Below are 14,057 nucleotides of genomic sequence, written 5' to 3'. Positions count from 1 at the left end.
ATGGCGCAACCATTGTTTGAAAAAGTTGCATTTATCGGACTCGGGCTAATAGGCTCGAGTTTGGCACGTGTAATGCTGGCAGAAAACTTAAGTCGGCATATTGTGGCATCGACCCGTTCTGAAAAAACGCTGCAAGATGCTTTGGAATTAGGATTAATTGAACAAGGCTTTAACAATCCTGTAGATGCGGTACAAGGCGCAGATTTAGTGGTGTTGGCGCTACCTGTGCAAGCCACAGAAAAAGTCTTGCGATTAATTCAGCCACATTTGGCAGATAATGTAATTCTGACCGATGTAGGCAGCACCAAAGGCAGTGTCGTGGCTGCAGCCAAAGCGGTTTTTGGAGAACATTTACCTGCAGGTTTTGTACCCGGGCATCCAATTGCTGGGGCAGAGCATACAGGCGTGCATGCAGGCAAGGTTGATTTATTTGCCAATCACAAAGTCATTTTGACACCATTGCCAAGCAGTGCGCCGTGGGCAGTCAATAAACTGATTCAAATGTGGGAAAGCGCCAAAGCCGAAGTAATTTGCATGGATGTGGAAAAACATGATGAGGTATTGGCGTATACCAGTCATCTTCCACATTTAATGGCCTTTAATTTGGTCGAACAATTGGCAAATCGGGAAGATAATTTAGACATTTTCCGCTATGCTGCGGGTGGCTTTCGTGACTTCTCACGTATTGCTGCTAGCGATCCACAAATGTGGCATGACATTTTCTTGGCCAATAAAACTGCATTGTTAAAAGCGGTGGATGGCTTTGAAAGTCAACTCGCGATTATTCGCCAACTGATTGAACAAGAAGACTCGCATGCTTTAATGGGCTTGCTTGGACATGCACAAGCGGCACGACAGCATTTTAATCATATGCTCGCCAAGAAACCTTTTATGGAGAACAATAACGTGACACAACAATTTACGATTTTGCCGGGTGCTAAGACTTTCCAAGGTAAATTTACCGTACCGGGTGACAAATCTGTGTCACATCGTTCCATTATGTTTGGTGCAATTGCCGAAGGCACTACGCATGTGACAGGTTTCCTTGAAGGTGAGGATGCATTGGCGACTTTGCAAGCATTCCGTGATATGGGTGTGAGCATTGAAGGCCCTAAAAATGGTGAGGTCACCATTTATGGCGTAGGTATGCAAGGTTTAAAAGCACCTGCAGGCCCAATTTATATGGGTAACTCAGGCACATCTATGCGTTTGTTGGCAGGCATGTTGTCTGCACAGCAGTTTGATTCTGTTATGACAGGTGATGCGTCACTGACCAAGCGTCCAATGGAGCGTATTGCTAAACCATTGCGTGAAATGGGGGCACAAATTCAAACAACGGGTGAACGTGGCACACCGCCGGTATCTATTACAGGTGCGCAAGCGTTAAAAGGCATTCACTATGATTTGCCAATGGCATCTGCACAAGTGAAATCGGGTATTTTATTGGCAGGGCTTTGGGCAGAAGGTGAAACCTCAGTGACTGAGCCTGAACCAACGCGTGACCATACCGAACGTATGTTACGTGCATTTGGTTATGAAGTGAAAACTGAAGGTAATCGCATTTCATTGCAAGGTGGCGGTAAATTGGTGGGTGCAGATATTCAAGTACCTTCTGATATTTCATCTGCGGCGTTCTTTATGGTGGGTGCAGCCATTACAGAAAATTCAGATGTAACCTTAGAAGCGGTGGGCATTAACCCAACTCGTACAGGGGTGATTGAAATTCTGAAACAAATGGGCGCAGACCTGAGCGTGGAAAATGAACGTATTGCAGGCGGTGAACCAATTGCAGATATACGTATTCGTGGTTCACGTACTTTAAAAGGGATTCATGTTCCTGAAGATCAAGTGCCATTGGCGATTGATGAATTTCCTGCATTGTTCATTGCTGCAGCTTGTGCTGAAGGTCAAACTGTACTGACAGGTGCTGCAGAGTTGCGCGTGAAAGAATCAGACCGTATTCAAGTGATGGCAGATGGTTTAAAAACCATGGGCATTGACTGCACACCCACTGACGATGGCATCATCATTCAGGGTAAAGGCAAAGCAGGCGACTGGTCAGCGATATTCACAGGCGGCGAGATTGAATCACATCATGACCATCGTATCGCCATGAGTTTCTCTATGGCAGGCTTGCGTACTTCTGGAGAAATTAAAATTGTCGGTACAGAAACAGTAGCGACAAGTTTCCCAACCTTTACTGAGCTTGCAGGTGTGGCAGGTCTGAATATTCAAGTGACAGAATAAGCCAAAACGATACGGGCTGCGATGACAAATCGCAAAGCCTAGACTTTATGCTGAAACAGCCAAGCTTTTGCTTGGCTGTTTGCGTTTTATTGCTTATGCTAAACCCATACAAGAAAAAAGCCTTTGGGTTCGAGCATGCGCAAATTAAAATTTATGGCGAATTGTGAAAATAAACAAGAGTTACAAGATTGCACTCTGGCACAGAATTATGTGGCGAATTTACTTTCACAAAACTTATCTCATTATGGCTTTCAAACGTTGCCGCAGAGTGGTGCACAAGTCGCTGTAAGTGTAGATCAACATGCGCTGCCTTTGGCTGTGAACTGTCAAAGCCGTGGTGAAGATGGACATCTTGTTTGTGAAATTACTTCATACCCCAATGAAGAACAAGACTGGCTAGAACGGATTACAGAGCAAAGTTTATTAAATCAATTGGCGCAAGCGGTAGAAAATACTCTGAAAGAAGACCAATCTTTTAGTGAATTTGAGTGGAAAGGTTAAACTAGGACGATATGTGTTGGATGTTTAAAATCTATACATGATTTTTAAATCAAAATCATTCGTTTTTTAATTGATGTGTCATCTAAATGACACATCACAACCGTATATTAAGCAGCAAGAACAATACAACAAAATAATTTTTATTTAACCCGCTTAATTTGGGAGAGTTAAGTGGGTTTTTTATTGCCTAGAGAAATGTTGCAAGTACTATAAAAAAAATAAGCTCAACTGATCAGAGTGAATCAATGTTTTTTTAAAGCAGACACTGAAATAAAAGCACCTCAGCCTCCACGTTGGATTGATCTAAGAGATCATCTTCTAGCAATACAACGCAACGTGTTTTTCCGATAGGGTTAAACAAAAACACGCATTGGAGTTTGTTGAAAGCTGCTGCTATAGTGAGCGCAGTATTTTTTATTTAGGTGGTTTATGCTCGCTTTAATTTCTCCAGCCAAGACTTTAGATTATGAAACTGCATTACCAAGCGATGAATATACTCAACCTAGATTACTTGAACATTCACAAGAGTTAATTGATGTAGCGCGTAAACTTTCTGCTACTGAACTTGCCAGTTTAATGAGTGTGAGTGAAAAAATTGCCACTTTAAATGTCGAGCGTTTTCGTGACTGGCAAGCAGAATTTGATCTTGCCAATGCGCGTCAGGCCATGTTTGCTTTTAAAGGTGATGTGTACACAGGCTTAGATGCTTATAGTTTGTCTGCTGCAGATATTGAGTTTGCTCAACAACACCTGCGTATGCTTTCTGGCTTATATGGCTTATTGCGTCCTTTAGATTTAATGATGCCGTATCGTTTGGAAATGGGCACTAAGTTGCATAATGCGCGCGGTGAAAATTTGTATCGTTTCTGGGGCGATATCATCACCAATTTAATTAACCAAGATTTAAAACATAACCAGTCGGCATTATTAGTTAATCTAGCTTCCGATGAATATTATAAGTCGGTGCAGGAAGCAAAAATTCAGGCTGAAATTATTAAACCTGTATTTTTAGATCAGAAAAATGGTAAATATAAAGTCATCAGTTTTTATGCCAAAAAAGCCCGTGGTTTGATGGCACGTTTTATCATCGAGAATAAATTAGAACGCGCAGAAGACTTAAAAGCATTCAATAGTGAAGGTTATTATTTCGATGCAGACAGTTCTTTAAAAGGCGAATTGGTCTTTAAACGTGACGAGCTAGCCGCCTAACTGTCGGTTTAATCGTTGAATCTCCCATCATGCTAAGGAATGGCAGATGGGAGGGCTGACAAATCTCATGTTTGTGCTATCTAAATTAAAGCTGTTTAAAGGCTTCAATGGCACGTAAACGGCTGAGCTTTAAATCTACAATTGGATGAGGATAATCCAGTTTTAGGTTTGGATTTTTCACATACGGTTCATGAATGTTTTTGGCATCTAAATGTGCCAGCTCAGGTAGCCATGTGCGAATATAATCACCATTGGGGTCAAACTTTTGTGATTGGCTTACTGGGTTGAAAATCCGAAAATAGGGCACTGCATCTGTACCAGTTGAGGCACACCATTGCCAGCCACCGTTATTGGCAGCCAAATCACCATCAATTAAATGTTGCATAAACCACTGTTCGCCCAAGCGCCAGTCAATCAATAAGTTTTTACACAGAAACATCGCGCAAATCATTCTGACTCGATTATGCATCCAGCCCTTTTGTAAAAGTTGCTGCATACCTGCATCCACAATGGGGATGCCTGTTTTTCCTTGCTGCCATGCTGCTAAACCTGCAGGATCATTTCGCCACGCCACTTGTGTGGTCTGATCTTTAAAAGGACGGTGCTTGGAAACTTTGGAATAATCAAACAAAATATGTTGATAAAACTCACGCCAAAGTAATTCATCTAACCAAGTTTGTTGTCCTACATTTTCGAGATGAAAATGCCCTTGTGAATGAGCAAAAACCGCAGCCAGACATTGCCGAATGGAGAGAATGCCACAGTTTAAATACGCAGATAATTGGCTGGTACCAGACAACGCAGGAAAATCACGCTGTTGCTGATAATCGTGCATTTTTTCACGTGTAAAATCATCCAACAAGTGATGTGCATGTTGTTCCGTGACTGCCCATAAGTTTTGTTGTGCCGTTGGAAGCGGGTCGAAACCTAAGTGTTCTAAACTTGGCACTGTAGAGAGATATTGTTTAGGAAGTTGGATGGGTAGTTGTGGTTGCGGCAGAGGAAAGCAACGCGGAATACTGACATTCAACTGTTGATAGGCATATTTTTTAAATGCGCTGAATACCTGATACGGTTTCATGCTCTGATTGCGCACCGTACCCACAGGAAAAAGCGTGCGGTCATGGTACAAAACCAAATCCTGACCGTGTTGGTTCAAGGTTTGTTGAACTTCAAGATCACGTTTTAGCTCATTCACTCCCAATTCAATATTGGCATAAATATTTTGAATCGGATGAGAGTCCTTCAATGTTTGGCATAGTTGGAGCAGTGTTTGTGCAATGTCAGCCCAAGATGGTGTAATTTGAACAATCAGTGGGATATTGAGTTGTGCGAGTTCGTCTTTTAGTGCATTTAATTGACGCAAGTAAAAGTCAATTTTAATGGGCGCATCGTGATGTAAACGATATTGCTGAGGCGAAAGAATCACCACGCCAATACAAGCTCCTGCTTGGCTAGCATGCCAAAGTGCGGTGTGATCTGAAATTCTTAAATCTTGTCGGAACCAAACTAAATTATAGTTTTGCATGGGAAGAATGCTTGATGTGAGCGCTAGAAAGGTGACTTCATTATAAGCATGACTGGGTAAAATTGTCTTAAATGCGAAGGGTTTAATTGTCCAATAAAACGACAATGTGCTGTGTTGATTTTTCCTGTAATGATCTTTCCGCAATAGTCTGCCTGAAAGGATCTTTCAGTCATGTGCTTATCCTGAATTTTAGAATGACAAACAAAAAAGGCAAAGTAAAAATACTTTGCCTTTTGCTTCGATCAATACTGATCTTAGTGGTGATGACCACCCGCACCGTGTACGTGACCGTGATCTAATTCTTCTTGAGAAGCTTCACGGATTTCAATGATTTCAACTTCAAACGTTAAATCTTGACCAGCAAGTGGGAAGTTTGCATCAACAATTACGTTGTCGCCTTCAACTGCTTTTACAGTTACGATTTGAACGCCATCATCAGTTTGCGCTTGGAATTGCATGCCTGCTTGGATGTTGTCTACACCTTGAAACATTTGTGCAGGAACTTCTTGTACTAAGTCTGGGTTGTATTCGCCATAACCTTCAGCTGCAGGTACGTTTACAGTAAATTTTTCGCCTACTGTTTTACCTTCTAACGCTTTTTCTAAACCAGGGATGATATTACCTGCACCATGCAAATAGGCAAGTGGTTCACCTTGAGATTTGTCGAGAGTTTCACCCTCTGCGTTAGTCAATGTGTAGTGGAAAGAAACCACGAGGTCATTTGCAATAGCAGTCATGTTATTGATCCATTCAATTTTTTAAGGGTACATCATAAAGTGAAACGTGGAATTTGTTATAGACATTTCTGCAAATTCTTCACTTTTCCGAGTTTTTTATGACATTTTTTAGTTAATCGGGGCAATTTTTATAATTTCAATGCAAATTTGTGCGTCATACCTATAAATTTGCAGATTTTATTGCAGGCTCATTTTAAGCCCTTTGTATGATGTGTAGATGACAATAAAAAAGATGGGACATTGCCCATCTTGGTGATCGTTAAATCTTGAGGATCATCGGCTTCTAACCGAGTGAAGTTTTCTCATCTTCTACAGGTTGATGGCTAAAGAAATTAAACAAACTGCCAAACCACATCATGATTCTTTCAAAAATATTGGCTTCAACAATGTTGACCTGTTCTTCAATTGCAAAGCTGTTAATCAATTGATTATTTTGATAAACGTGTACGGTTGCCAGTTTCATAACCTGTGCCAATGGCGCAGTCAGTAACTTTTCAGACAATTCAATATTGACATGCGTTTGTGTACGCTGTGCAGGTTCAAGTGTTTCTAATTCGCCCTGTGCATTCACAAGTTGTAGACGTTGAGTGCTTTGATCAAACTGCGCCAAGTTAATTGCATGTGGCTGTTCATACAGTGATGTCGTTACAAACTTTGGCTGACTGCTTTCAATCTTAAACATGCGTAAAGTCGATTTCACCACAGGCAATTCTGCAATCATTTGTTTGGGTTTAATCGCGACTTCATTACGGGTATAGCTATAGGCTAAATTTAATAATTGATGTGCCACCTCAGCGCGTTTTTGCGCACTCTTGGTTCCCATCACCACCACCACCAAACGACGTTCAGGTGCATCACTGTCCAGTGTTGGGCGGTTTGCGGTTAGGGCAAGGTTGTAGCCTGCAGCTTTGGTGAAGCCTGTTTTTAATCCATCTACACTTGGGTCTTGTTTTAATAAAATATTGGTCGCACGGTGAAAGTGCTGATTATAGGTAAAACTGGTCTGTTTTGAATAAGCCAAATAATCGGGTGTTTCAGTCACAATCGCTTGTGCCAAACGTGCCATATCTGCCGCAGAAGAATAATGGTTTGGCATGGTCACACCAGACGGATTCTGAAAATGTGTGTCTTGCATACCCAAAGCTTGCGCTTCCTGATTCATTCGGGCAATAAACTGCGGCACACCACCTGCAACACGTTCACCTAAAGTGAGTGCAGCATCGTTAGCAGACATAATAATTAAGCCTGCCAATAATTGATCTACCGAAATCTGCTCACCTGCTTTTAGATACATTTGTGATTCATCCCACATCACTTGTTCTACCACAGGTGTTGCGGTCAAAATTTCATGTCGGTCTAATTTACCTGCCTGAATATCTTTCAGCACAATATAGGCCACCATCATTTTAGTGAGTGAAGCAGGTGCACGTTGTACGTGACTATTGTGTTCTGCAATCACTTGCCCAGATTGTGGGTCTAAAATTGCCCATGCTTCGGCTTCGACACTTTCAGCTTGAATATTCAATAATGCGGCATGCGTGATTGCGCTGCAGAGCCAGCAGAGCGCCGCAATCAGATAGATAACACGTTTCAAAGAAGTTCCTTATTTACACCAATCCATTGGTGTCACAATGGTTTTAAGCAGCAAAAACAATAACAATTGACTAGGGAATGCTATGCCTTTTTTGCTCAGATGGCTACCCATAAATGCAGACAAATCTCATCTTGACGCATCAATTGCTAAAAAAATGTTAAGCTTGTTGCCAAGTTCTTATTTATACATTTTGTATTGCCCATTATGTTGCATTATCAAATCGAATTTGACGATTATCGTCAGCATCTTATTCATGTCACCGTGCGTTTATTGGCTAATCCTACTCAGGTTTTATCTCTACCCACTTGGATTCCAGGCAGCTATTTAATTCGTGAATTTTCCAAACATCTTGAGTCGGTACGTGCTTATGATGAAGCGGGGCGTATCCTCAAAATTCAGAAATTTGAAAAGAATAAATGGCGCTTATTTAACACCGATCATGAATTGATTACGGTGGAATATGATGTCTACGCTTATGATTTGTCAGTGCGTGGCGCTTATGTCGATCAAACCCGTTTATACGTCAATCCTGCCTGTGCCTGTTTGGGCTTAGATGGGCAAGAAGATAAAGCTATTGAAGTTGAATTATTTTTACCAGACGAGCTGAAGCATTTTCAGCTTGCGACAGGTTTGGCAGCAAAAAGTTTGGTGAAAGGGCGTTATACCTTAAAAGCCAAAAACTATGCCGAACTGATTGATGCACCGTTTGAATTGGCAGAACAAACCCGTTTTAGTTTTACCGCAGCAGATATTCCACACGAATTTGTGGTTTCGGGCAAACATGCAATGAACGCTGCGCGTATGCAGCAAGATATTGAAAAAATTTGTGCTACACAAATTACCATGTTTGGTTCTGCGCCATTTGAAAACTATACCTTTATGACCATGGCAACAGGCAATAGCTATGGCGGTTTAGAGCATCCAAACAGTACCAGTTTAATTACACCTCGTGATGATTTGCCGAAAGCTAACGAACCTGAACAACCTTCTAAAGATTATCAGCGCTTTTTAGGTCTGTGCAGCCATGAGTATTTTCATAGTTGGTTGGTGAAATTCATTCGTCCTGAAAGCTTTGTGAATTATGATCTGAATCAGGAAGGCTATACGTCACTGTTATGGATTTTTGAAGGCTTTACGTCTTATTACGATGATCTGTTATTGCTTCGTAGTGGTGTAATTGATCAGGCGTCTTATTTGGAGCTACTTAAAGCACAAATTAATCGTTATTTGCAAAACCCGGGTCGTGCGATTCAAACGGTGGCAGAATCCAGTTTTGATGCTTGGGTCAAGTTCTATCGTCAAGATGAAAACTCGAACAATGCAGGAACCAGCTACTATAACAAAGGTTGTTTGGTGGCTTTATGTTTAGATTTGGGCTTGCGCTTACGTGGTTCAAGCTTAGATGCCTTAATGCAGAAATTGTATGCCAATGCGCAACAGGGCATTCAAGTACATGAGCGCACCATCTTTGATTTATGCAAAGAATTAACTGGGGATGATTGGTCGGAGCAAATCCACCATTTAATCAACACGACTGATGAATTGCCGCTCGATCAGTTATTGCCTGAGTTCGGGATTGATTATCAGCTAAAACAGGATAAGTCTTTGCCATTTGGTTTGAAATTGGCAGATAAACCTGAAGGGGTATTGGTACAAACTGCACATCGTCAGGGTTCAGCGGCAAAAGCGGGACTTTCTGCGCATGATGTGATTATTGCGATTGATGGTTTAAAAGCTACGGTAAAATCCCTTGAGCGATATGCCAAACAGGATGCAATTTATACTGTTCATGCTTTCCGCCGTGATGAGTTGATGGCTTTTGAGCTAAATGCTGCGCAGATTGAATTGCCAGAAGTGGTATTAAATGTTACAGATCAGGCAAAAGTAGAGCAGTGGTTGAAAGGCTGATCATAAAAATGTAAACCGATGCTTTTGCATCGGTTTACTTTTAATAAAAATATTAAGAAAGTAACTAAGTGTAATGCTTAAGAAGGACCAAGGCTTAAATTATGAGAAATGAGGTGGAATATCAGTTAAAAGAGCTGATATTAGATGATGACTTCAATAGTTTGCAGAATTTAGTAAATGAAGAAGTCAATCTTATGGAAATTTTAAGAGTTTCACACAGAGAATTACAGCATTCAAATTTTTTAGCATGGCTGTTTGATCCTGCAGAAACTCATAAATTAGGAGATTTTGTATTAAAAGAGTTTATAAAATTATATTTTAAAGAAAATGAATTTCAAAATTTAGGTAATGAGTCAGGTTTATCTGTTTTTGATTTTGTTCACTTAGATTTTGATGACCTCGTAATTCATAGGGAAATGCAAAATATAGATTTATTGTTTTTATCTAAAAAGAATGAATTTTGTATGATGATTGAAAATAAAATATACTCTGGAGAAGGAAAAGGTCAGCTTAGAAAATATAGAAATATTATTGAAACAAGTTATCCTGATTATAAACATAAGATTTATATTTATTTGTCTTTGGAAGATCAAAATATTAATGATCAGGATTCAAAACATTATGTTCAGTTAAATTATGGTCATATTAGTAAGCTGATTGAACAAAAAATCCTAAAACAATCAGCTAATTTGGCTGAAAAAACTAAATTTGTTCTTGAGCAATATTTACAGACGTTAAAATCTATGTTGAATGAAAATAAAGAAATTGAAGATATCGCAAAAAAACTCTATAAGAGATATAAGTCTGCTTTCGATTTAGTTTTTAAATATAGTACGCCAAATGATACAAGTGAAATTGGAAATATTTTACGTGAACTTATCGAGCAAGAGAAGTTATTGTTACCTTATAACAGTAATAAAACTTATGTCCGCTTTCAACCAATATTTTTGCATAAAAATATTGAGAAATTAAAGGATAAAGGTCTATTTCCAAAGCATGGAAATTTAGAAAATAATACTATTTATTTGTATGAGTTCAATATAAGAAATCATGTTGTTAATTTTGATTTAAAAATTGGAGCAGGTGAACAAGAAGTTCGTGAAAGGCTTTTTGAAATATACCGCAAACATAAAAGTTTTTTTAATCGTGTTGACAAGAATTTACAGCCTAAATGGCATCAGTCATTTCAGAAATTAATTTTGTCTGAAAATGATATTGGTGATTTTATAGAAAGTGGGGATACAGAAAAATTGAGAAAAATTCTGACTGAAAAGTTTCGTGAACTTATAGAGCAGGATTTACCAAAGTATATTCAAATACTAGAGTCTGAACTCCTTTAAAATAATGGAATAAGCCCACCATAATGAGTGAGCTTATTCCTTTTTATTTAACGCGCCCGACGTCCACGGCTTTTGGTATTAGGACGTGTGGTACCATTGGTCTTACGACGTGGCTTTTCACTTTCTTCCATTTGCCAAATACGTGGCGTACCTGATTTTTTCTTGGTAGTGCCATCTTTATTTTTCTTTTGATGGATTGGCTTGCCACCCCTACCACCAGGTTTTTTCACATAAGAACGCGAGCGATACGGTTCAGCAGCAGGCACATCTTTAAAATCAGGATACAACAACGGTTCAATTTCTTTAGTTTCACCGGGTTGTAAACCCAATTGTACCAAGTCAATTGAACCAATTTTGGTGCGGATTAAACGCAAAGTTGGAAAACCAACCGCAGCCGTCATACGACGCACTTGGCGGTTGCGACCTTCACAAATTGAAATTTCAATCCACGAAGTAGGTACAGAAGCACGGAAACGTACAGGAGGATCACGCTCCCACAACCATTCAGGCTCATCGACTTTATACGCTTGCGCAGGCAAAGTCATGCCATCTTTCAGTTCCACGCCTTTACGCAATTGTGCCAAGGCATCTTCAGTGACATCACCATCGACTTGAACCAAATAGGTTTTGTATTTTTTATTGGCTGGATTGGTAATAAACTGATTCAAGCCGCCATGATCAGTCAAGAACACCAAGCCTTCCGAATCCATATCTAAACGACCAGCTAAACGTAAGTCTGGATCATCAACAAAAGCCGACATGGTGAGATGTTTTTCATCTTCACGGAATTGAGAGAGAACGTCATATGGTTTATTTAGGATAACTATTTTCACTGTAACCTACTAAAAAGAATAAATATATTATATTGTGGTTTTCGAGTTACCCGTTTAGTTACCCGTTTTGGGAGATGAAGGGTAAAAATTTGATAAAGAAAAGCCCACTAAGTGTGGGCTATCATATCAGATTCTGTTTTGTGTTCTTCAACTTTATTCTTCACATAAGATGAATACCAAAACACATCCTTTTCAGAAAGTCGTACTGGCTGCTTAATATCCCCAGAATTTACCAAGGCATAAAATTTATCTTTGCCAATCGCCAGTAACTGCATAAATTCTTTCGCTCGGATTCTACGATCAATTTCCATCATTCACCTCCATACAACTTTCCACATCTGCGATGGCTTGCTTCATGCGCTCAACAACTTCTGGCGCTGTGTATATTGATTCAACATACATTTTGGCTCGCTCTAAGCCGCCATGCTCTTTAACCAACTCATGACTTTCGACAAGGCGTTTCAACTCAACAAGGCTCATCAGGTCGTCAGAAACAATATACATCTGATACTCTTTAAGCTGCTCTGCGGTATACTCACTCTTTAGATTTGCGATTGTTTTACCCTGTGTTGACAGTAACACCTTTGCCTTATTCAACCCGTGCTTTTTAACAAACTCATTCGCTTTCAAGACACTTCTCCTAAAGCTTTAACCACACCACACGGCAACCTACTCAAATAACAAGTGAACAAGTGATACAGCTGATCCGCATTCATTTCATTCACTTCAATCATTGCACCAGTACCGCTTTTAACACGCTGTCTTGACCAGCCGCGCATGTGATACGTGAACTCATTGTCAAAATCCACCGCATTTAAAATCGCATTGAATGAGCCAACGTCACCAGCCGACCACGTTTCAATGTATGGCTTATCCTTAGCCACAAGGTTATCGAGTTGAAGCTGGGCGAACTGAATGTTTGTTAATTGAATTTCAGTCATTAGCTTGCTCCAGTGCCGCCTTAACCCCAATTGCAATAAGCTCTTGAAAACGCTCATGGGTAACAGTTATGTGACCTGGTGCGTCGGCTTGCGATTTGGCATCACGTTTTGCACGCAACCACATAACCCAGCTACTATTTAAAACCTCATAAGCCAATTTACGATCTTCATCTTCGTTAAATTCAACTTCACTTTTGATTTCGTAATCACCAGTGCTTTCATTGAAATTGAAATACGGTAGAAGGTGAGAGTGAATAAACTCAGCTTCAAATAATGGACGTTCTTGACGCCATTTTTCTTGTTTGATCGAAATATCCATCACGCCACCTCTTCTTGAGAAAGATGCACACCCACTAAGCGGCTACCTTCAACACAGAAATTGACTGTGTTTAAACCGAATACACTTGATAAAAGTTCACTCAGTTGGTCTTGCTGTAGAGTCAATTCACTTTTACGTGTGACCACTGTTTTAATCTGGTCTTTTAATAAAGCGATAGCATCAGGCTCACTTGGTTGTGGATCTTGAGCAGACGTTTCTACAACAGGTTGCACTTCAATCGTATTTTCTTCAGCAACTGGTGCCGCCATAACTTCAGTATTCATTTCTTGACCATCAGTTTTTAATTGGTATTTGTAGCTGCCGAATTTACCTGTACGGATAATTTCGCCATCCTTATTGAGCTTATAAATCCCATTGGTGAATTGCTTGTCATTCAGTTGCAAAGCAGCCATCAATTCAGGCTTTGTTAAACCTTCAGGAAAGTCATGCAAGTACTGCAAAATTTCTTCATGAGCTTTTGCCTGCACTCTGGTTGAAACCTGTTTAGGTTGTTCAGCTTTTGGTTGCTCTGCTGGCAGTGGCTGTGGCTCAGCTTTTATTTCTGCTCTAGTAGCACCTGACAGGGAATAAACCCCATGCTCTTCTTGCACATCAATCGTTGCCAGGATGTTTTTCACTGTCTTGATACTCAAGCGGCAAACAGTCATTAATTGGTTTGCAGACAAGCCAAGCGGGTCATTCTTTAAAGCATCAATTACCTTGTCTTTTGCTTTTTGTAGAGCCGTTTGCTCATGTAATCGTTTTAGATCAGCTGCTGAATTCATTATTCTCTCCAGTTCGCTTCTTTGAATTTTGCGTTCAGAATTAGGCTGTCAATTTCACCTAAACTCACGTTGTTAAATATGTGTGTCATCTTCGCCCCGCACACAGTTAAGGTGC

At 40.1% G+C, this 14,057-nt stretch carries 14 protein-coding genes; 5 read left to right on the top strand and 9 right to left on the bottom strand.

All coding sequences use genetic code 11. The features are described 5' to 3' along the window. From VF675_RS03045 to yaaA, 3 genes are all read left to right on the top strand, one after another. Entirely contained in the window at positions 1–2,247 is a 2,247-nt protein-coding gene (locus VF675_RS03045; RefSeq protein ID WP_440204758.1) for a bifunctional prephenate dehydrogenase/3-phosphoshikimate 1-carboxyvinyltransferase, read from the top strand. Positions 2,248–2,382: 135 nt separating this feature from the next. Continuing rightward, positions 2,383–2,748, top strand: coding sequence for a hypothetical protein (locus VF675_RS03040; RefSeq protein ID WP_004972981.1), 366 nt, complete (start codon positions 2,383–2,385; stop codon positions 2,746–2,748). A gap of 429 nt (positions 2,749–3,177) precedes the next feature. Further along, a complete protein-coding gene (yaaA, locus tag VF675_RS03035; protein WP_167846104.1) occupies positions 3,178–3,957 on the top strand; it encodes a peroxide stress protein YaaA in 780 nt (259 codons plus the stop codon). An 85-nt stretch (positions 3,958–4,042) separates the two neighbouring features. On the opposite strand, the gene VF675_RS03030 is transcribed toward yaaA, so the two are convergent. The 3 genes from VF675_RS03030 to VF675_RS03020 form a co-directional block, all read right to left on the bottom strand. Beyond that, a complete protein-coding gene (locus tag VF675_RS03030) occupies positions 4,043–5,485 on the bottom strand; it encodes a cryptochrome/photolyase family protein (RefSeq protein WP_440204757.1) in 1,443 nt (480 codons plus the stop codon). A gap of 254 nt (positions 5,486–5,739) precedes the next feature. After that, the gene (gene slyD, locus VF675_RS03025; protein ID WP_096901865.1) at positions 5,740–6,222 is read right to left on the bottom strand and encodes a peptidylprolyl isomerase; all 483 of its coding nucleotides are present in this window, start codon (positions 6,220–6,222) and stop codon (positions 5,740–5,742) included. Positions 6,223–6,505: 283 nt separating this feature from the next. Then, entirely contained in the window at positions 6,506–7,816 is a 1,311-nt protein-coding gene (locus VF675_RS03020) for a D-alanyl-D-alanine carboxypeptidase family protein (protein WP_440204756.1), read from the bottom strand. A gap of 204 nt (positions 7,817–8,020) precedes the next feature. Here VF675_RS03020 and VF675_RS03015 point away from each other — a divergent pair, with 204 nt between their 5' ends. Together VF675_RS03015 and VF675_RS03010 are read left to right on the top strand one after the other, a co-directional pair. Then, entirely contained in the window at positions 8,021–9,724 is a 1,704-nt protein-coding gene (locus tag VF675_RS03015) for a M61 family metallopeptidase (protein WP_440204755.1), read from the top strand. Between the two features lie 113 nt (positions 9,725–9,837). Continuing rightward, complete coding sequence (locus VF675_RS03010) at positions 9,838–11,064, top strand: PD-(D/E)XK nuclease family protein (protein WP_236093656.1); 1,227 nt, start codon at positions 9,838–9,840, stop codon at positions 11,062–11,064. 47 nt (positions 11,065–11,111) lie between these two features. Here VF675_RS03010 and VF675_RS03005 read toward each other — a convergent pair whose 3' ends face one another. The 6 genes from VF675_RS03005 to VF675_RS02980 all read right to left on the bottom strand — a co-directional run bounded on the left by VF675_RS03005 (position 11,112) and on the right by VF675_RS02980 (position 13,942). Then, positions 11,112–11,897 carry an rRNA large subunit pseudouridine synthase E gene (locus tag VF675_RS03005; RefSeq protein WP_440204754.1) on the bottom strand — a complete coding sequence of 262 codons (786 nt, stop codon included), beginning with the start codon at positions 11,895–11,897 and terminating at the stop codon, positions 11,112–11,114. Positions 11,898–12,004: 107 nt separating this feature from the next. Then, positions 12,005–12,208, bottom strand: coding sequence for a helix-turn-helix transcriptional regulator (locus tag VF675_RS03000; RefSeq protein ID WP_131261769.1), 204 nt, complete (start codon positions 12,206–12,208; stop codon positions 12,005–12,007). Next, complete coding sequence (locus VF675_RS02995; RefSeq protein ID WP_440204753.1) at positions 12,198–12,527, bottom strand: hypothetical protein; 330 nt, start codon at positions 12,525–12,527, stop codon at positions 12,198–12,200. The genes VF675_RS03000 and VF675_RS02995 overlap by 11 nt, the downstream gene beginning before the upstream one ends. After that, entirely contained in the window at positions 12,524–12,838 is a 315-nt protein-coding gene (locus VF675_RS02990; protein ID WP_440204752.1) for a hypothetical protein, read from the bottom strand. The genes VF675_RS02995 and VF675_RS02990 overlap by 4 nt, the downstream gene beginning before the upstream one ends. After that, positions 12,831–13,157 (bottom strand): hypothetical protein, encoded by a 327-nt coding sequence (locus VF675_RS02985; protein ID WP_440204751.1) that lies wholly within the window; start codon positions 13,155–13,157, stop codon positions 12,831–12,833. Before VF675_RS02985 ends, VF675_RS02990 begins: the two co-directional genes overlap by 8 nt. Further along, positions 13,157–13,942, bottom strand: a complete 786-nt coding sequence (locus VF675_RS02980; RefSeq protein ID WP_440204750.1) for a hypothetical protein — start codon at positions 13,940–13,942, stop codon at positions 13,157–13,159. Before VF675_RS02980 ends, VF675_RS02985 begins: the two co-directional genes overlap by 1 nt. Between the last annotated feature and the right edge of the window lie 115 nt (positions 13,943–14,057).

This window comes from Acinetobacter sp. Lyrl_1, assembly GCF_051948795.1.
Classification (GTDB): domain Bacteria; phylum Pseudomonadota; class Gammaproteobacteria; order Pseudomonadales; family Moraxellaceae; genus Acinetobacter; species Acinetobacter towneri.
The sequence above is the reverse complement of the archived record's forward strand: the minus strand, read 5'-3'. Positions and strand labels throughout refer to the sequence as shown.